This is a genomic window from Actinoplanes palleronii, from assembly GCF_016862315.1.
Lineage (GTDB): Bacteria > Actinomycetota > Actinomycetes > Mycobacteriales > Micromonosporaceae > Actinoplanes > Actinoplanes palleronii.
Genome location: NZ_BOMS01000018.1, coordinates 33,253 through 51,013 on the forward strand (window position 1 = coordinate 33,253; position 17,761 = coordinate 51,013).

The 17,761-nt window shown below is 71.0% G+C and carries 19 protein-coding genes; 12 read left to right on the forward strand and 7 right to left on the reverse strand.

Translation table 11 applies throughout. The features are described from left to right. Positions 1-139: 139 nt before the first annotated feature. The 6 genes from Apa02nite_RS07110 to Apa02nite_RS07135 all read left to right on the forward strand — a co-directional run bounded on the left by Apa02nite_RS07110 (position 140) and on the right by Apa02nite_RS07135 (position 6,520). The gene (locus tag Apa02nite_RS07110; protein WP_203824434.1) at positions 140-1,174 is read left to right on the forward strand and encodes an SIS domain-containing protein; all 1,035 of its coding nucleotides are present in this window, start codon (positions 140-142) and stop codon (positions 1,172-1,174) included. Positions 1,175-1,210: 36 nt separating this feature from the next. Then, on the forward strand, positions 1,211-2,761 hold the full coding sequence (locus tag Apa02nite_RS07115) for a sensor histidine kinase (RefSeq protein ID WP_203824334.1): 1,551 nt from the start codon (positions 1,211-1,213) through the stop codon (positions 2,759-2,761). A 405-nt stretch (positions 2,762-3,166) separates the two neighbouring features. Then, complete coding sequence (locus tag Apa02nite_RS07120; RefSeq protein WP_203824335.1) at positions 3,167-4,858, forward strand: nitrite/sulfite reductase; 1,692 nt, start codon at positions 3,167-3,169, stop codon at positions 4,856-4,858. Further along, complete coding sequence (locus Apa02nite_RS07125; protein ID WP_203746324.1) at positions 4,855-5,013, forward strand: hypothetical protein; 159 nt, start codon at positions 4,855-4,857, stop codon at positions 5,011-5,013. The genes Apa02nite_RS07120 and Apa02nite_RS07125 overlap by 4 nt, the downstream gene beginning before the upstream one ends. After that, a complete protein-coding gene (locus tag Apa02nite_RS07130) occupies positions 5,010-5,774 on the forward strand; it encodes a phosphoadenylyl-sulfate reductase (protein ID WP_373872856.1) in 765 nt (254 codons plus the stop codon). Before Apa02nite_RS07125 ends, Apa02nite_RS07130 begins: the two co-directional genes overlap by 4 nt. Beyond that, positions 5,756-6,520 carry a sirohydrochlorin chelatase gene (locus Apa02nite_RS07135; RefSeq protein WP_203824336.1) on the forward strand — a complete coding sequence of 255 codons (765 nt, stop codon included), beginning with the start codon at positions 5,756-5,758 and terminating at the stop codon, positions 6,518-6,520. Before Apa02nite_RS07130 ends, Apa02nite_RS07135 begins: the two co-directional genes overlap by 19 nt. Positions 6,521-6,923: 403 nt before the next feature. Here Apa02nite_RS07135 and Apa02nite_RS07140 read toward each other — a convergent pair whose 3' ends face one another. Both Apa02nite_RS07140 and Apa02nite_RS07145 read right to left on the reverse strand, forming a co-directional pair. Continuing rightward, positions 6,924-7,178: a WhiB family transcriptional regulator gene (locus tag Apa02nite_RS07140; protein WP_067697263.1), complete on the reverse strand. Its 255-nt coding sequence runs from the start codon at positions 7,176-7,178 to the stop codon at positions 6,924-6,926. A gap of 409 nt (positions 7,179-7,587) precedes the next feature. Further along, entirely contained in the window at positions 7,588-8,538 is a 951-nt protein-coding gene (locus tag Apa02nite_RS07145) for a diacylglycerol/lipid kinase family protein (protein ID WP_203824337.1), read from the reverse strand. Between the two features lie 52 nt (positions 8,539-8,590). Here Apa02nite_RS07145 and Apa02nite_RS07150 point away from each other — a divergent pair, with 52 nt between their 5' ends. Further along, entirely contained in the window at positions 8,591-8,986 is a 396-nt protein-coding gene (locus Apa02nite_RS07150; protein WP_203824338.1) for a hypothetical protein, read from the forward strand. A 38-nt stretch (positions 8,987-9,024) separates the two neighbouring features. Further along, positions 9,025-9,732, forward strand: a complete 708-nt coding sequence (locus Apa02nite_RS07155) for a FadR/GntR family transcriptional regulator (protein ID WP_203824339.1) — start codon at positions 9,025-9,027, stop codon at positions 9,730-9,732. Here Apa02nite_RS07155 and Apa02nite_RS07160 read toward each other — a convergent pair. Further along, the gene (locus Apa02nite_RS07160) at positions 9,710-10,117 is read right to left on the reverse strand and encodes an ATP-binding protein (protein ID WP_067697254.1); all 408 of its coding nucleotides are present in this window, start codon (positions 10,115-10,117) and stop codon (positions 9,710-9,712) included. The genes Apa02nite_RS07155 and Apa02nite_RS07160 overlap by 23 nt on opposite strands. Before the next feature lie 113 nt (positions 10,118-10,230). Then, the gene (sodN, locus tag Apa02nite_RS07165) at positions 10,231-10,635 is read right to left on the reverse strand and encodes a superoxide dismutase, Ni (RefSeq protein ID WP_067697252.1); all 405 of its coding nucleotides are present in this window, start codon (positions 10,633-10,635) and stop codon (positions 10,231-10,233) included. A gap of 88 nt (positions 10,636-10,723) precedes the next feature. On the opposite strand from sodN, the gene Apa02nite_RS07170 reads away from it, so the two are divergent. The 4 genes from Apa02nite_RS07170 (at position 10,724) to Apa02nite_RS07185 (ending at position 14,065) form a co-directional block, all read left to right on the forward strand. Continuing rightward, on the forward strand, positions 10,724-11,032 hold the full coding sequence (locus Apa02nite_RS07170) for a S24 family peptidase (RefSeq protein WP_239164171.1): 309 nt from the start codon (positions 10,724-10,726) through the stop codon (positions 11,030-11,032). A 138-nt stretch (positions 11,033-11,170) separates the two neighbouring features. Further along, positions 11,171-12,403 (forward strand): NAD(P)-dependent malic enzyme, encoded by a 1,233-nt coding sequence (locus tag Apa02nite_RS07175; protein ID WP_203824341.1) that lies wholly within the window; start codon positions 11,171-11,173, stop codon positions 12,401-12,403. Between the two features lie 308 nt (positions 12,404-12,711). Continuing rightward, positions 12,712-13,653: a zinc-binding dehydrogenase gene (locus Apa02nite_RS07180; RefSeq protein WP_203824342.1), complete on the forward strand. Its 942-nt coding sequence runs from the start codon at positions 12,712-12,714 to the stop codon at positions 13,651-13,653. A gap of 256 nt (positions 13,654-13,909) precedes the next feature. Further along, complete coding sequence (locus tag Apa02nite_RS07185) at positions 13,910-14,065, forward strand: hypothetical protein (protein ID WP_198171042.1); 156 nt, start codon at positions 13,910-13,912, stop codon at positions 14,063-14,065. A 73-nt stretch (positions 14,066-14,138) separates the two neighbouring features. Here Apa02nite_RS07185 and Apa02nite_RS07190 read toward each other — a convergent pair whose 3' ends face one another. From Apa02nite_RS07190 to Apa02nite_RS07200, 3 genes are all read right to left on the reverse strand, one after another. After that, a complete protein-coding gene (locus Apa02nite_RS07190) occupies positions 14,139-15,248 on the reverse strand; it encodes an acetate/propionate family kinase (protein ID WP_203824343.1) in 1,110 nt (369 codons plus the stop codon). Next, complete coding sequence (pta, locus tag Apa02nite_RS07195) at positions 15,245-17,317, reverse strand: phosphate acetyltransferase (protein ID WP_203824344.1); 2,073 nt, start codon at positions 17,315-17,317, stop codon at positions 15,245-15,247. Before pta ends, Apa02nite_RS07190 begins: the two co-directional genes overlap by 4 nt. A gap of 234 nt (positions 17,318-17,551) precedes the next feature. Then, positions 17,552-17,728: a DUF6104 family protein gene (locus Apa02nite_RS07200; protein WP_198171041.1), complete on the reverse strand. Its 177-nt coding sequence runs from the start codon at positions 17,726-17,728 to the stop codon at positions 17,552-17,554. Positions 17,729-17,761: the final 33 nt, after the last annotated feature.

A 17,761-nucleotide genomic window follows, 5' to 3' on the forward strand; every position in this document is an offset into this window, starting at 1 on the left:
CGGACGATCTGTCAGTCCTCATGTTTGCGCAATAGTGCTCGAAAGATTGACTTACCAAGCTTTATCTTGCAAGACTGAGCATCTAATGCGCGAGAACTGCTCATCTCGGGAGGATGACGTGACACAGCGAGGCCACGGGATGGCGGCGGACATTGCGGAACAGCCGGAAGGTTTCGCCCGCCTGCTGGACGGACCGCACGCGGACGCGATCGCCGAGGTCGCGGCGCAGATCGCGGCCCGCCGTCCGCGGAACGTGCTCTTCGTCGGACGCGGCACGTCCGACCACGCCGCGTTGTACGGGGCGTACCTGACCGAGATCCGGCTCGGCCTGCCGGTGGCCAGCGCGTCACCGAGCGCGATCACGCTCTACGGCGCCCGCCCCGACTTCACCGACAGCCTGGTCATCGGGGTCAGCCAGAGCGGCGGCTCACCCGACCTGACCGGGGTGCTCTCCGCCGCCCGGGAGACCGGCGCGCTCACCCTCGCGGTCACCAACAACCCGGAGTCGCCGCTGGCCCGGGCCGCCGAGCTGTCCGTGGACGTGGCGGCCGGGCACGAGCGGGCCGTCGCGGCGACCAAGTCGTACACCGCCGAGCTGCTCGCGCTGCTGGTGCTGATCGAGGGGATCCGGGCCGGCGACGGACGGCTGCCGGAGTCCGAGCGGGCCGCGCTCGCCGCCCTGCCCGGTCTGGCCGAGGCGGCGCTCGCCGACCGGACCGCTGACGACCTGGCCCAGCGCTACCGGTTCGCGCCGCACATGGTCACCACCGGCCGGGGGTTCGGCTACCCGACCGCCCGGGAGGCCGCGCTCAAGCTGATGGAGACGTCGTACGTGCCGACCCTGGCGTTCTCCGGCGCCGACCTGCTGCACGGCCCGCTCGCGATGACCGACGCCGACGTGCCGGTGCTGGCCGTGGTCGGCGAGGGCCCGGGCGGCCGGGCCATGCAGGACGTGATCACCCGGCTCGGTGAGCAGCGGGCCGACGTGGTCACCATCGGGGCCACCGACGTGCCCGGCGCGGCCGGTCGGCTGGCCGTCCCGGCGGTCGACGAGCGGTACAGCCCGCTGCTGGACATCCTGCCGCTGCAGAAGCTGGCGCTCGCGCTGGCGCTGGCCCGCGGCGAGGACCCGGACGCGCCCCGGGGTCTGAAAAAGGTCACCAGCACCCTTTAGAGAACTGACGAAACATCCGCGTGGCAGGCTTGGCGCGTGTCCACCCTGCGCGACCTCGTCGAGGAACACACCAACCTGGGTTCCGCCGACATCGACCACCTGCACCGGCTGGCCGGTGACTGGCAGCTGCTCTCCGACCTCTCCTTCGCCGACCTGCTCCTCTGGGTGCCGATCAAGGGGGAGCAGCCCCGGCAGTTCCTCTGCGTCGCCCAGGTGCGCCCGACCACGGCGCCCACGGCGTACCAGGACGACCAGGTGGGCAAGATCTTCGGCGGACCCGAGGTTGCCCACCTGGACGTGGCGTTCACCCAGGAGCGGATCTGGCGGGAGGGCGACCCGGTCTGGTATGGCGACACCCCGGCCCGGCACGAGGCGATCCCGGTGCGCCGCCGCGCCGAGAACGACCACGAGGAAGGCCGCAGCGAGGTGATCGCGGTGATCGGCCGGGACACCAACCTGAGCACCGCCCGGACGCCCAGCCAGCTCGAGCTGAACTACCTGACCACCGCGGACGACCTGGCCCAGATGGTCGCCGACGGCACGTTCCCGCCGACCAAGCAGCCCGGCGAGGTGACCACCTCGGCGCCCCGGGTCGGCGACGGCCTGATCCGGCTGGACGCCTCCGGCAAGGTCACCTATGCCAGCCCGAACGCGCAGTCCGCGTACCGGCGGCTCGGTTTCAACGCGCACCTGGTCGGCGAGGAGCTGGCCGTGCTCTCCAGCCGGGTGGCCGCCGACCCCCTGGAGGGCAACGACGCCGCCGAGCGGATCCGGCTGGCGCTGCGCGGGATCACCCCGCCCCGGATGGAGTTCGAGGCGCGCGGCGCGACGGTGCTGACCCGTTCCCTGCCGCTGCTCCCGGCCGGTGTGCCGATCGGCGCGCTGGTGCTGGTCCGCGACGTCACCGAGGTGCGCCGCCGGGACCGCGCCCTGATGACCAAGGACGCCACCATCCGGGAGATCCACCACCGGGTGAAGAACAACCTGCAGACCGTGGCCGCGCTGCTGCGCCTGCAGGCCCGCCGGGTGGACGCGCCGGAGGCCCGGATGGCGCTGGAGGAGTCGGTGCGCCGGGTCGCGTCGATCGCCCTGGTCCACGAGACGCTCTCGATGTCCAGCGACGAGGCGGTCGAGTTCGACGGGATCGTCGACCGGGTGGCCACCGCGGCCACCGAGGTCGCCTCGACGAGCGTCTCGGTCCGGATGCGCCGGGAGGGCACGTTCGGCGTGCTGCCCGCGGAGATCGCCACCTCGCTGGTGATGGTGCTGAACGAACTGCTGATCAACGCGGTCGAGCACGGCTTCCCGGCGCCGGACGAGGACGCGCCGGAACCCGTGCCGGCGCCGGACGCGCCGGCCCCCGAGGTGGTGGTGGCCGCGCACCGGTTCCGCAAGCAGCTGCACGTGACGGTCGCCGACAACGGGCGGGGGCTGCCGGAGGGCTTCCGGCCGGACGCGGGCGGGCGGCTCGGGCTGCAGATCGTCCGGGCGCTGGCCACCGGTGAGCTGCGCGGCAGCATCGAGATGCGCAACCGGGCCGGTGGGGGCACCGAGGCCGTGCTGGTGGTCCCGCTCGGGAAGCGCTGACCCGGCGCCGGTCGATGCCCGAGGGTTGCCTGGTGGACCCGTACGTCTAGATCGTGATCGATGGGTCCACCGCCGCCACCTGCGATGTAACGGCTTTGTAACGACAGTAGGAGAAGTCCGCCAAGTGCCGTGGACCACACTCCCGGATTGTGGACCTCGCTGGCCCACATTCGATTTGCGTGAGAGGCTTACCGGCATGACCGCTGCAATTGACCGCCGCTTCGTGGCCCGCCGCCACGTCGACTACGGCCGTGTCTTCAGCGCGATGTGTCCGGCTTCCTGACGCCGCCCCAAAGAGATTCGGGCGCGGAAGACAAGCCGGCCCTTCCCCGACGCTGATGTCGCGGAGCCTCCAAGTGGCCGCGAGTGTCCTCCGGTGCCCACGAAACCCGGAGGACCGCCGCCATGGCGCCCAGCAACACACCCGCAACACCCGCAGCTCGCCCCCGCAAGGCGCGCGGCGAGGGTCAGTGGGCGCTCGGACACCGCGAGCCGCTCAACCCCAACGAGCGCAGCAAGAAGGACGACAACCCGCTCAACGTCCGGGCGCGGATCGAGAACATCTACGCCCACGGCGGTTTCGCCTCGATCGACCCGGCTGACCTGCGTGGCCGGTTCCGCTGGTGGGGGCTCTACACCCAGCGCAAGGCCGGTATCGACGGCGGCCGCACCGCGGTGCTGGAGCCGGAGGAGCTCGAGGACGAGTTCTTCATGCTCCGGGTCCGGATCGACGGCGGCGCGCTGAGCCTGGCCCAGCTGCGGGTCATCGCCGGGATCGCCACCGAGTTCGCCCGCGGCACCGCCGACTTCACCGACCGGCAGAACATCCAGATGCACTGGATCCGGGTCGAGGACATGCCGGAGATCTGGCGCCGGCTCGAGTCGGTCGGCCTGCAGACCACCGAGGCCTGCGGCGACTGCCCGCGGATCGTGCTGGGCAGCCCGGTGGCCGGTGTCTCGGTCGACGAGGTGATCGACGCGACGCCGGCGATCGACGAGATCGTCAAGCGGTACGTCGGCGACCCGGCCTACTCCAACTTGCCGCGCAAGTTCAAGTCGGTCATCTCCTGGCTGCCGGACGGGCCGTACCAGGCGAACGACATCTCGTTCGTCGGTGTCGAGCACCCGGAGCACGGCCCCGGCTTCGACCTCTGGGTCGGCGGCGGGCTCTCCACCAACCCGCGGCTGGCCGAGCGCCTCGGCGTCTGGGTGCCGCTGGACGAGATCCCGGACGTCTGGGAGGGCGTCGTCGCGATCTTCCGGGACTACGGCTACCGCCGGCTGCGGCACCGCGCCCGCCTGAAGTTCCTGCTCGCCGACTGGGGTGTGGCGAAGTTCCGGGAGGTGCTGGAGAAGGAGTACCTCGAGCGCGCCCTGATCGACGGGCCGGCGCCGGTGCTGCCGGAGAAGCCGATCGACCACATCGGCGTGCACAAGCAGCGCGACGGGAAGAACTACGTCGGCGCCGCGCCGGTGGTCGGCCGCTCCTCCGGTGAGCAGCTGACCAAGCTGGCCGACCTGGTCGAGCAGCACGGCTCCGACCGGGTGCGGCTCACCGCGTACCAAAAGCTCTTGGTCCTTGATGTTGCCGACGACCAGGTGGAATCCCTGATCAGCGGGCTCAGCGGGATCGGTCTGGAGGCGCGGCCGTCGGCCTGGCGCCGCGGCACCATGGCGTGCACCGGCATCGAGTACTGCAAGCTCGCGATCGTCGAGACCAAGGCGCGCGGCGCGGAGCTGGTCACCCGGCTCGAGGAGCGGCTCAAGGACTTCGACGCGGACATCTCGGTGCACATCAACGGCTGCCCGAACTCCTGCGCCCGCACCCAGGTCGCCGACATCGGCCTCAAGGGCCAGCTGGTGATGAACGCGCAGGGCGAGCAGGTCGAGGGGTTCCAGATCCACCTCGGCGGCGCGCTCGGCATGGCCAAGGGCGAGACCGCCGGGTTCGGCCGCAAGCTGCGCGGCCTGAAGGCCACGGCCGACGAACTTCCCGAGTACGTCGAGCGGGTCGCCCGCAACTACCTGGACGGGCGCTCCGAGTCGGAGACGTTCGCGACCTGGGTGATGCGGGCCGAAGAGGAGCTCCTGAAATGAGTGACGCCAGGTCAGCTCCGCTCTACTGCCCCTACTGCGGTGAAGAGGACCTCCGCCCCAACGAGTCCTCGCACGGCGCCTGGGAGTGCCACTCCTGCGCCCGCGTCTTCACGGTCAAGTTCAACGGGTTGCTGTCCAAGGGAGCTACATCATGAACCTCCTGAACGCCTCCGGCCTGGGCCTGATCGACCTGGGCGCACCTGCCGCCCCCGCCGACCCCGCCCGTCGCACCCCCGAGCAGCTGCGGGAGCTGGCTGTCGCGGCCGCCCGTGACCTCGAGGGGAGCTCCGCCGAAGAGATCGCCACGTGGGCGACCGGCACCTTCGGCGCGCGGTTCTGCGTCACCAGCTCGATGGCCGACGCCGTCGTCGCGCACATCTTCTCCCGCGTCGCGCCCGGCGTGGACGTGGTCTTCCTGGACACCGGCCTGCACTTCCCGGAGACCCTCAAGGTCCGCGACACGGTGGCCCGCACGATGAACGTGAACGTCCGCTCGATCCGCCCGCGGATGACGGTCGGCCAGCAGGACGGCGAGTACGGCCCCCGGCTGTTCGCCCGCAGCCCCGACGAGTGCTGCTTCATCCGCAAGGTGGAGCCGCTGGAGCGGGCCCTGAGCGAGTACGACTCGTGGGCCACCGGCCTGCGCCGCGACGAGTCGCCGACCCGCGCCAACACGCCGGTCGTGGCGTTCGACGCGAAGAAGGGCAAGGTCAAGGTCAACCCGATCGCGGCCTGGACCGAGGCCGACGTGGACCGCTACATCAGCCGGTGGAACGTGCCGGTCAACGAGCTGTTCAAGAAGGGCTACGGCTCGATCGGCTGCTGGCCGTGCACCCGGCGCACCAAGGCCGGCGAGGACCCGCGCGCCGGCCGCTGGGCCATGTTCGAGAAGACCGAATGCGGTCTGCACGTCTGATCACGGCGGCTCGGCCCGCCGTGGTGCTGGTGGCACACGGCAGCCGGGATCCCCGGGCCGCCGCGTCGACCGAGGCGCTGGCCCGGGCGGTGCGCCGGGCCCGGCCGGAGTGGCTGGTCCGGGCGTCGTACCTGGACCATGCCGGGCCGCGTCCGCTGGAGGTGCTGGGTTCGCTCGGCGCCCGGCGGGCGGTGCTGGTGCCGTTGCTGCTGACCGAGGCGTTCCACGGCCGGGTGGACCTGCCGGCGGTGCTGGCCGGAGCGGCCGGCCTGCCGGTCGACGTCACGCTCGCCGGTGTGCTCGGGCCGCGATCGGCCGGCCCGGGGCGGACGCGGATGCCGCGGCTGCTGCTGGAGGCACTGGTGCGGCGACTGCCGGCCGGTGCTCCGGACGCGGTGGTGCTGGCCGCGGCCGGCACCCGGGATCCGGTGGCGCGCGGGACGGTGGAGCACGCCGCCGCGGTGCTGGGCGAGCGGCTCGGAGTTCCCTCGGCGGTGGCGTACTCGTCCGGGGTGGGACCGCGTGCCGGTGAGGCGGTGCTGGCGCTCCGGGAGGCCGGGGCGCGCCGGGTGATGGTGGCCGGGTACTTCCTGGCGCCCGGGCTGCTCTACGACCTCGCGGTGGCGTCGGCGGTGGAGGCCGGTGCGGCCGGGGTGGCGGAGCCGCTCGGCGATGCGCCGGAACTCGTCGGGCTGATCGGCGAGCGGGTGGCGGCGGCCGGCGTGCGGATGCTCGCTGCGGCCTGAGCGCCCCTGTCCCTTTGTTTCCGTGTCAGAGCCCGCTCCAGCGGGCTTCTGGCGGCTCTGCAGGCCCGGCTGGTTGTCCGGGGTGTCTCCCGGCGCTCTGCGGATCAGCCGGCTTCTCCAGGGCTCACGCATCGATGTATCGAGGAAGTGGGTAGCTCTCCGTGACGATCACTCTGCGCTATGCGACCGGGAAGTCGTCATTGGATCGTCCACAGCGGAGTGTGCGTGACTCGCGACAGAAACCGATCCGTGAGCCATTTCGAGATCATTTCGGGAGTGCGGGTAAACGTACGGTGATCGAATTGACGCACTGCGGAATGGGAACGGGGGGTAAGCGGCCCGAAACAGCAAGACGCCCCGGAGCCGAGAGGCCCGGGGCGCAAATGCTGTGTGGGGGATTGATTCAGGCGGTGGGAGCGGAGACCCGAAGGCCGCCGCGACGCTTGACCGCGCGCCGCTCGTCCTCGCTCATCCCGCCCCATACGCCGGCGTCCTGGCCGGACTCGAGTGCCCACTGGAGGCAAGACTCGGTCACAGGGCACCGCCGGCACACGGCCTTGGCCTGCTCGACCTGCAGGAGCGCGGGGCCAGACGTCCCGATCGGGAAGAACAGCTCCGGGTCCTCGTCGCGGCAGATCGCATCGTGACGCCAGTCCATGGCGGCAAACTCCTTGTTTCGGATGGGGTAATGAAAAAGTGCTGTTTACCTATATGCATGAGCAGTGGTGTCGACCGGTTGTACCCGTACACTCACCAGTGCGTCAGCAAGCCTTTGTGTTTGGTAGCCGTTCTGCGCTTCTAGATTAGGAACGCGCACAAGCGGCAACCGGTTACTTCTTATCGCTTGTGAATGCTTTCACGAACTCTCGCGATGTCAAGGGTAGCGCTGGAAGTTTCTTCCAGCGGGTGAGCTGCCTCACGCACCCTTATGTCCGATTCTCCCGCTCCTCTCGGAGCCGGTTCACGAACGCTCCCATCAATGTAGTACGGTCCGGGCCACTTCGCCGACCTTTTGCCCGTGTTTCTGTAACGGATCGTGAGCATGTCCCGAAAGACGTACCCACAAGTCAGCAGATCACACGCAGCGCTGATGGGACGGACACGAAGTGCACCTTCTGCCGCTCGCCGAGATAGTCGCCGTCCAGCTGGAACGCTTGGGGTCGGGACGAGACCACGGTGAACTCGGCAAGGTCATGAAGCCGAAACACATGTTTACCGTGTGGATCACCGGATCGCCACGCGAGTTGTGTCACCGTCCTCGCTGTTGCCGAAACCTTGAGTCGGCGTAACGCGAGGAGATCCAGCCCGAGATCGAAGGAAGCGTCCGGATTCGGATCCACCGGACGGTCACCCACATAGGTCCAGGGGGCGGTGTTCTGCACGATGACCGTGCCGAGACCGGGCTCCGAAGATTCACCCGGGCGTTCCAGGGTCAGCGGCGGATCCGCGCGGTCGGCGCCGGTGAAGACCTGGCCGGCCAGCGCGCGCAGGTAGAGACCCGGCGTCGACGTCCGGCCGCGCAGCCGGGCCTGCTCCACCCGGCGGACCACCGCGGCGTCCAGACCCAGGCCGGCCGTGAAGGTGAAATAACGATCGTCGGCGCGACCGAGACTGATCACCCGGTGCCGCCCGTCGCGGAGTCCGTCCAGGATCACGCTGGTCCCGTCCGCCCAGCCGCGGGGCAGACCGAGCGCGCGGGCGAAGACGTTCGTCGAGCCACCCGGGACCACGGCCAGCGCCGGCAACCGGAACGCCGGCAGCCCGGCCAGCCCGGCGAGGGCGGCGGGCGCGGTCATCAACCCGTTCACCGCTTCGTTCACGGTGCCGTCGCCGCCGAGCGTGACCACGACGTCGACGCCGCTCTCGGCAGCCGCGCGGGCCAGCGTGGTGGCGTGCCCGCGTCGCTCCGTGTAACGCACCGTGAGGTCGACGGCGCTCTCCAGCGCCCGGACCAGAATGTCCCGGCTGCGCTGGGTGGTCGCCGTCGCCCGGGGGTTGACCACCAGCAACGCACGCATGGGCGGCACCTTACCCGGCAGAACGGCGCCGGACTGTCGGTATGGTGCAGCAGTGACAGGTGAGAATTCCGTTACGGCGGCGACCGCACCCCTCGACTGGGGGGTCCGGTTGCTCTACCTGCAGTTCGCCGGGCTGGCCGCGCTCACGGCGTACCTTCTGGTCCTTGATCTGACCGGTGTCTTCGCAAACTTCGGCGTGGCGGCCTCGCTCACCGTGATGGCGGCGCTGGCCGCGGCGGCGGTCTTCCTGGTCGCGCGCGCCCTCGGGCGCCGCCAGGTCCGGGCCCGCGGCCCGGCCGTCGTGGTGCAGCTGTTCCTGCTGGCCACCGGGGGTTTCCTGCTCCAGGTCGGGCCGGTCTGGCTGGGTGTCGTGGCGCTGGTGCTGGCCGCGGTCACCGCGGTGCTGGTGCTGCTCCCGGCGAGCAGCCGAGCGTTGGGCGTCGATTAGCGGGTCCGATCCGGCCGATCTGGGCCTAACCTGGATGAGTGACCGGCTCAGTGGTGCGCCCGCCCGCCTATCAGCAGCTCGCGGATGACTTGCGTGCCGACATCACGTCGGGGCGCCTGCAGCCTGGTGAACGGCTGCCACCCGAGCCCGAGCTGTGCGTGAAGATCGGTGTCAGCCGCAGCACGGTGCGCGAGGCGTTGCGCCTGCTCGCCAGCCAGCATCTGATCGTCACCACCCGCGGCGTGACCGGCGGGAGTTTCGTCGCGCACCCCGACGCGGGGCAGCTCGCCGAGGGGTTGTCGACCGGGTTCACCCTGCTCACGCACTCGGCCGGGGTCGGCCTGGCCGACCTGCTCGAGCTGCGCCGGGCGCTGGAGGTGCCGGCTGCCGGGCTGGCCGCGGTCCGGCGTACCGAATCGCATCTGGCCGAGCTGCGCGGTGCGCTCTTCGACCCGCTGATCGACGACCTGGACACCATGCTGGCCGCGCACTCGGCGTTTCACCGGGCGCTGGCCAAGGCGACCGGGAATCCGTTGTTCGAGCTGGTCGGGCGGCCGCTCTACCAGGCGTCCTACGGTGAGGAGCTGGTCCGTGACCTGCCCGTGGACTACTGGCACCACATCGACGCCGACCACCGGCAGTTGCTGGCCGAGCTGACCGCGCAGGATGCCTCGGCGGCCACCGGGACGGCCGTGCGGCACCTGGATTACATCGCGCTGACGACTAGTACTCCGTCCGGCGGGTGAGCAGCCGGATCGTCGCGTGCTGCCCGTTCGCCTCGGCGGACGCCGAGGTGGTGAGCGCGGTCAGCACCTTCCACGCGAAGGACGACTCGGAGGGCAGCCGGGCGCCTCGGACCGTGGAGACGGTCACCTCGACGGTGAGCGCGTCGTCGGTCACCGCGAACCGGCATTCCAGCTCGGCGCCGCGGGTGGCGATGGCCAGCAGCATGGCGCAGGCCTCGTCCACGGCGATGCGCAGGTCCTCGATCTCGTCGAGGGCGAAGTGCAGGCGGGCCGCGAGGCCGGCGGTGGCCGTCCGGAGCACGCCGAGATAACCGCCGTCGGCCGGAACCGTCAGCAGGACGACGTCGTCTCCGACCTCCGGCTCCGCGTGGGTCAGCTGAGTCACTTGAACTCTCCTCCGGTCGGTCTCCCGGTCTCCGTGCTTGCAGACTCTAACCGGTTACAGCCAGTGACGGGAGCGGCCGGCACGCCTCGGTGGGCGTACCGGCCACAGGCACGTCAGGCCTGCTTGGTCTCCCAGAAGATCTTGGTGATCTCCTCGATCTTGCCGAGCAGCTGGTCGGCGACAGCGACGTCCACCGAGCCCTTGGCGCCGGACGCGCCGGCGAGCTTGGTGGCCTCGTTGAACAGCTGGTGCAGCTGCGGGTACTTCTCGAAGTGCGGGGCCTTGAAGTAGTCGGTCCACAGCACCCACAGGTGGTGCTTGACCAGCTCGGCCCGCTGCTCCTTGATCAGGATCGCCCGGGTGCGGAACTCGGGGTCGGTGTTCGCCGCGTACTTCTCGGCGATGGCCTTGACCGACTCGGCCTCGATCCGGGCCTGAGCCGGGTCGTAGACGCCACACGGCAGGTCGCAGTGCGCGCTGACGACGGTGCTAGGCATGAGGAAACGCGGAAGTCGCATCAGGACTACTCCTCCATTAAGTTTGCGATGATCCAGGACTGACAGTACCCCTTACATCCCGGGCCTAACGCGACGGAGGCTTGATGCCTTGAGGTGGCAGTTACCACTGTTCGCCGTCTTGGTGAGCGGCCCGTCCATGGCACCGGTGCTGCGCCACGGCGATGCTCTGATCGTTCGTCGCGGCGCGACGGTAAGGACCGGCGACATCGTGGTCGCACGCTTCCGTTCCCGCCCCGGCCTGCTCGTCGTTAAGCGGGTGGTGCGGGAACAGGACGGCGGCTGGTGGCTGGAGGGGGACAACACTTTCGTCCAGGACGACTCGAGGTCGTACGGGGTGGCGGATGTCATCGGGCGTGTGTTGTTTCGCTACTACCCCGGCCCCTGGCGATTAAGTTAGTCTCCAGTATCCCCAGCGCACACCCGCGCTGCGGTCGCTTTCCCGGGTGACCCCCGCATCGCACCGCCCCCTGGCGCATACTCGCGACCAGGTAGTGCAGGTGCCACGTATCAATGTCGATGCCGTGTGGAGTTCACCGTGTCTTTCTTCAGTTTCGAGCTCGATCCTGCCCTCGCCGCCGATCCGGTCTTCGACCTGCACCGCCGGGGCAAGATGACGATGAGCGCGACCATCCCCCTGGCCAGCCGGGACGACCTGTCGCTGGCGTACACCCCGGGTGTCGCCCGGGTCTGTGAGGCCATCGCCGAGGACGAGTCGCTCTACCCCGACTACACCTGGACCGCGAACACCGTCGCCGTCGTCACCGACGGCTCCGCGGTGCTCGGCCTGGGCAACATCGGGCCCAAGGCCGCGATGCCCGTCATGGAGGGCAAGGCGATCCTGTTCAAGCAGTTCGGCGGGGTCGACTCGATCCCGATCTGCCTGGACACCCAGGACGTCGAGGGGATCATCGCGACGGTCAAGGCGATGGCCCCGTCGTTCGGCGGGATCAACCTGGAGGACATCAGCGCGCCGCGCTGTTTCGAGATCGAGCGCCGCCTCGACGCCGAGCTCGACATCCCGGTCTTCCACGACGACCAGCACGGCACCGCGGTGGTCACGCTCGCCGCGCTGCGCAACGCGGCCGCGCTGCTCGGGCGGACCTTCGCCGACCTGCGCGTGGTCGTCAGCGGCGCCGGCGCGGCCGGTGCCGCGATCACCAACACCCTGATCGCGGCCGGCGTCCAGGGCGCCAACATGATCGTCGTCGACTCCCGGGGGATCATCCACGGCGAGCGCGGCGCCCTCGGCGGGATGAAGGCGGAGCTCGCCGCGACGACGAACATCTCCGGCCGTACCGGCGGCATCACCGAGGCCCTGATCGGCGCGGACGTCCTGGTCGGGGTGTCCGGCGGCACCATCGCGGAGGAGGCCCTGGCCGGCATGGCGCCGGGCGCGATCATCTTCGCGCTGGCCAACCCGACGCCGGAGGTCCTGCCCGCGGTCGCCCACAAGTACGCGGCGATCGTCGCGACCGGCCGCAGCGACTTCCCCAACCAGATCAACAACGTGCTCGCGTTCCCGGGGATCTTCCGTGGCGCCCTGGACGTGCGCGCCTCGACGATCACCGCGGGGATGAAGGTGGCCGCGGCCGACGCGATCGCCGCGATCGTCGCGGACGAGCTGCGTCCGGAAGCGATCGTTCCGTCGCCGCTCGACCCGCGGGTCGCTCCGGCGGTGGCGGCGGCTGTCGCGGCGGCTGCTGTCCGGGACGGGGTGGCTCGGCGACTTCCGGCGGCCGCGCCGGTCCAGGTTCGTCAGACGGTCTGAGCTGCTGGTTCTTCCGGTTCTATCGGATTTGTTGCGCGCCGCTTCGCCTGTTGGGCGGGGCGGCGCGTCCCTTCCGGCGGGGCGGGCGCCTTCCGGTCCTTCCCGGGCCGTGGCGCGGTTTTTTGGGTACGGGCGGTGGCTGCGGTCGGCGGGCCGGTTGCGGTCGTCGCCGGTCCGGATCCGGTCTCTTCGGTACGCGGGTGGTCGCGGTCGGCTGTCCGCTTCCGGTCTCTTCCGGTACGGCCGACGCCGTGACGCGGGCTGATCGACAGCAGGCGCGGGCGGCCGGTGGGGTTTAGGGTCGGCTCATGCGCGCCGCCTATGTCTCCTCGCTCCAGCCCGACGCGCCGCTGAGCGGCCTGACCGTCGGTGACCTGCCCTTCTCCGCGCCGGACGGCTGGGTGCCGGTCACGGTCCGGGCGAGTTCCCTCAACCAGCACGACATCTGGTCGCTGCGCGGGGTGGGACTGCCCGCTGACCGCCTCCCGATGACGCTCGGCTGCGACGCGGCCGGCGTGACCCCGGACGGCGACCCGGTCCTGGTCTTCCCGGTGGTCGAGGACAAGGCCGACCCCCGCGGCTATTCGCTCTTCTCCGAGCGGCACCCCGGCACGCTCGCCGAACAGGTCGCCGCACCGCGGGAGAACCTGCTCCCGATCCCGGAAGGGGTGCCGTTCGCCGAGGCGGCGTGCCTGCCGACGGCCTGGCTCACGGCGTACCACATGCTGGTGACCCGCGGTCGTGCCGCGGACGCCGGAGCCGTGCTGGTCCAGGGCGCCGGCGGGGGTGTCGCCACCGCCGCGGTCGCTCTCGGTGTCGCCCTCGGCAAGCGGGTCTATGCCACCAGCCGTGACCAGTGGAAACGCGACCGGGTCGCCGAGCTGGGCGCGATCGCCCTGGAACCCGGCGTCCGCCTCCCGGAACGCGTCGACGTGGTGATCGAATCCGTCGGCGAGCCGACCTTCGAGCACTCGATGAAGTGCGCCGCCCCGGGCGCCCGCATCGTGGTCTGCGGCGCCACCGGCGGCCACCTGGCCCGGATCGACCTGCGCCGGGTCTTCGCCATGCAGCTGGAGATCCTCGGCAGCAGCATGGGCACCCCGGCCGAACTCGCCGAACTCCTCCGCCTCTGCGCCACCGGCCAGATCCGCCCGGTGATCGACTCCACCTACCCGTTCGACGCGATCCCGGACGCGTTCACCCGCCTCTCCTCCGGCGACGTCTTCGGCAAGGTCGTCATCGAGCACTGACCCCGCCGGTCCGGGCCAACCCTTTCCGGTACGACGGCGCCGCCCCGCCCGACGGCAGCCCAGCTGGCGCTGAGGGTCGTCTCACGGCGGCCGAGGCAGCCGCCGGCACCAGCCGAGTGGGTTCGGCTGGTTCCCGGGGGTGCCTCGACCACCGTGAGGCACCCCGGAGAGCCAGCCGGGGTGGGGACGCACACGTTGTCCGTCGGGTGGGTGGTGCCTTGGCGCGGACGTGCGTTATGTGGCTAGGGTCGTGCGCATGTCTGACAACAGCGTCGACCCGAGCGGCAACACCGAGGCGTTCCGGGCTTTCACCGGTCCACCGGAGTCCGCGGCGCCGTCCAAGGCGCCCTACGTGATCGGCGGCGTGGTCGCCGTCGCCCTGATCGTGCTGATCGCCTGGCTGGCCCTCTGACGGGCTTGCACCGCAGAACGCCACGAGGCCGGCCCGTGCGAGATCGCGGGACCGGCCTTGTGGCGTTTTCTGATCAGAGCGAGAGCGCGCGGCGGGACTCGTCGGCGATCTCCAGCTCCTCCTCGGTGGGTACGACGCAGACCGTGATCGGCGCGCCGGGCGGGGAGATGATCAGAGCGTTGGCCCGGTTGCGGGCCTCGTCGATCCGGATACCGAGGGGTTCCAGGCCGGACAGGGCGGCCGCCCGGACCTCGGGGGAGTTCTCGCCGACACCGGCGGTGAACGTGATCGCGTCGACCCGGCCGAGCACGGCCAGGTAGGCGCCGACGTACTCGCGCAGGCGGCGGGTGTAGACGGCGAAGGCCAGCACCGCGTCCGGGTCGCCGGAGGTGACGCGCTCCTGGACCTCGCGCATGTCGTTGGCGCCGGTCAGGCCGAGCATGCCGCCGTGCCGGGTGAGGGACTCCTCGATCTCGTCGAGGGACATGCCGGCCTCGCGGTGCAGGTGGAACACCAGGCTCGGGTCGATGTCACCCGACCGGGTGCCCATCACCAGGCCGCTGAGCGGGGTCATCCCCATCGAGGTGGCCACGCACCGGCCGCCCCGGACCGCGGCGGCGCTGGCGCCGTTGCCCAGGTGCAGGGTGATCACGTTGGTCTCGGCCGCCGGTGTGCCGAGGACCCGGGCGGTCTCCCGGGAGACGTACGCGTGCGACGTCCCGTGGAAGCCGTACCGCCGCAGGCCGTAGCGCTCGGCCAGGTCGCGGTCGACGGCCCAGAGCACACCCTCCGGCGGGATGGTGGAGTGGAACGCGGTGTCGAAGACGGCTACCTGCGGCACCTCCGGCAGCAGCTTGCGGGCCACCCGGATGCCGGTCAGCGCGCCCGGGTTGTGCAGCGGCGCCAGCGGGATCAGCTCCTCGACCGCGGCCACCACCTCGTCGGTGATCACCGTGGACGTGGTGAACCGCTCGCCGCCGTGCACCACCCGGTGCCCGACCGCGGCCAGCCCGCTCAGGTCGAGCCGGTCCATCAGCGTCCGCAGCGCCTCGTCGTGGTCGGCCGCGTCGCCGCCGGACTCGCCGATCCGCTGGACCAGGCCCTTGGCCAGCACGTCGCTGCCGTCGTAGAGGCGGTAGCGGACCGACGAGGAGCCGCAGTTGAGCACGAGCACCCGGGTCATTTCGCTCCCGCCTGAATCGCCGTGATGGCGACCGTGTTGATGATGTCCTTGACCGTCGCGCCGCGGGACAGGTCGTTCACCGGACGGCGCAGGCCCTGCATGACCGGGCCGACCGCGACCGCGTTCGCCGAGCGCTGCACGGCCTTGTAGGTGTTGTTGCCGGTGTTCAGGTCGGGGAAGACGAACACCGTCGCCTGGCCGGCCACCGTGCTGCCGGGCAGTTTGGCGGCCGCGACCGCCGGGTCGATCGCCGCGTCGTACTGGATCGGGCCCTCGACCGGCAGGTCCGGGCGGCGTTCCCGGACCAGCGCGGTGGCCGCCGCGACCTTCTCCACGTCGGCGCCCGCGCCGGACTTGCCGGTCGAATAGGAGAGCATCGCGACCCGCGGCTCGATGCCGAACGCGGCCGCGGTCGTCGCCGAGGAGAGCGCGATGTCGGCGAGCTGGGCGGCGTCCGGGTCGGGGTTGACCGCGCAGTCGCCGTAGACCAGCACCCGGTCGGCCAGCAGCATGAAGAACACGCTGGACGCCACGGACACCTCCGGGACCGTCTTGATGATCTCGAAGGCCGGGCGGATGGTGGCGGCCGTGGTGTGCACCGAGCCGGAGACCATGCCGTCGGCATAACCCGAGGCCACCATCATGGTGCCGAAGTAGTTGACGTCGCGGACCACGTCGTAGGCCAGCTCCAGGGTGACCGCCCGGCCCTTGCGGATCTCGGCGTAGCGGGCCGCGAAGTCGTCCCGCCACGGGCTGGTGGCCGGGTCGATCAGCCGGGCGTCACCGAGGTCGACACCCAGCTCCCGGGCCCGGCGGGTGATCTCGTCGGGGTCGCCGAGCAGGGTCAGGCCGGCCACCCCGCGGCGCAGCAGGGTCTCGGTGGCGCGCAGGATCCGCTCCTCGGTGCCCTCCGGGAGCACCAGGTGGCGGCGGTCGGCGCGGGCCCGGTCGATCAGGTCGTTCTCGAACATCAGCGGGGTGACCTTGGACGAGCGGGCCACGTCGAGCACCGTGGAGAGCGCCGCGGTGTCCACGTTCGCCTCGAAGACGCCGAGCGCGGCCTGCACCTTGCGGGGCGTGCCGAGCCGGGCCTCGACCCGGTCGGAGGCGGCGATCGTGTGGAAGCTGTCGGACTTGGTGACCAGCATCGCGAGGCCGGTGTTGAGCCGCTCGATGACCTGCACCACGCGCGGGTCGGGCGGTTCGCCCAGGGTCAGCACCAGCCCGGCCAGGGTGACCGTGCCGGCCGCGTGCGCGGCGCTCGCGGCCACCAGCAGGTCGGCCCGGTCGCCCGGGGTGATCAGCAGCGCCCCGTCGGTCAGGTGCGCCAGGACGGTGGGCACGTGCGCCGCGCCGACGACGTAGTCGAGCACGTCGCGGTCGAGGGCGCCGGGGGTGCCGGAGAGGACCGTGGCGTCCAGCGCGTCGGCGACCTCACCGACCGTCGGTGCGGCCAGGACCGGGAACTCCGGGATCGCCCAGAACGGCACCGGAAGGCCCGGCGCCGGGCCGCCCGAGGCGGCCGGCGGCACCCGGTTGGCGATCACCGCGGCGACCGTCGCGCCGAGGTCGGCGAGTGAGTGGTACGCACTGCGCACCGCCCCGGCGAGGGACTCCCCGCTCCGGCCCTCGCCGCTCACCACCGGGATCACCACGCTGCCGAACTCGGTCGCGAGCCGGGCGTTGAAGGCCAGCTCGCGGGGGAGTTCGTCGCGGCCCTCGTCGCTGTTGTCGGAGAAGTCGCTGCCGATGATCACGACGGCGGTGCTCAGCCGCTCGACCGCGCGGTACCGCTCGACGATCCGGCCGATCAGCTCCTCGCGCTTGCCGTCGGCGATCAGCGCGGATGCCTCGGCCATGGTGACGCCGAACGAGTCCGCCGCGGGCACCGGCCCCGGATAGCGCTCCTGCAGCGACGTCACCAGGGGGTCGCTGCCGGCGCCCGAGACCAGCGGCCGGAACACCGACACCCCGGCCACCTGCCGGGACAGCAGCTCCACGATCCCCAGGGCGACAGCGCCCTTGCCGACACTCGGGCCCAAGCCCATTACATAGACACTGCGCGCCACGTGCTCAACCTACCGGCCCGGGTCGGCCCCCGCCGGGCCGAAGGTCCCCCGGCCGAGGAGCCCATCGGCCCGGCTGTGACTCAGGGGTGCCTCCCGGCACGGGAGCCACCCCTGAGTCACAGCCAAGACCGGGAGGCGCGCCACGGCCTGGACCGGCCGCGGTGTCGCGCGAGACCATCACGGGACGCGGCTCGTAGCCTGCGGACGTGCGCTCGGTATTCGTACCGGAAAGGGTTATTCGTCGTCCTCGTCGTGGCGAGCGAGCCAGGTGGCGAAGCGCTCGATCGGGGTCTCGAACTCGGGGTTGATGTCGACGAAGGTGCGCAGCTGCTCGGCGAGCCACTCGATGGTGACGGTCTCCTCGCCGCGCCGCTGCGTCAGTTCCTCGATGCCCCGATCGGTGAAGTACATGCACGGATAGTAAAAGGGGGCGCCCCGCAAACG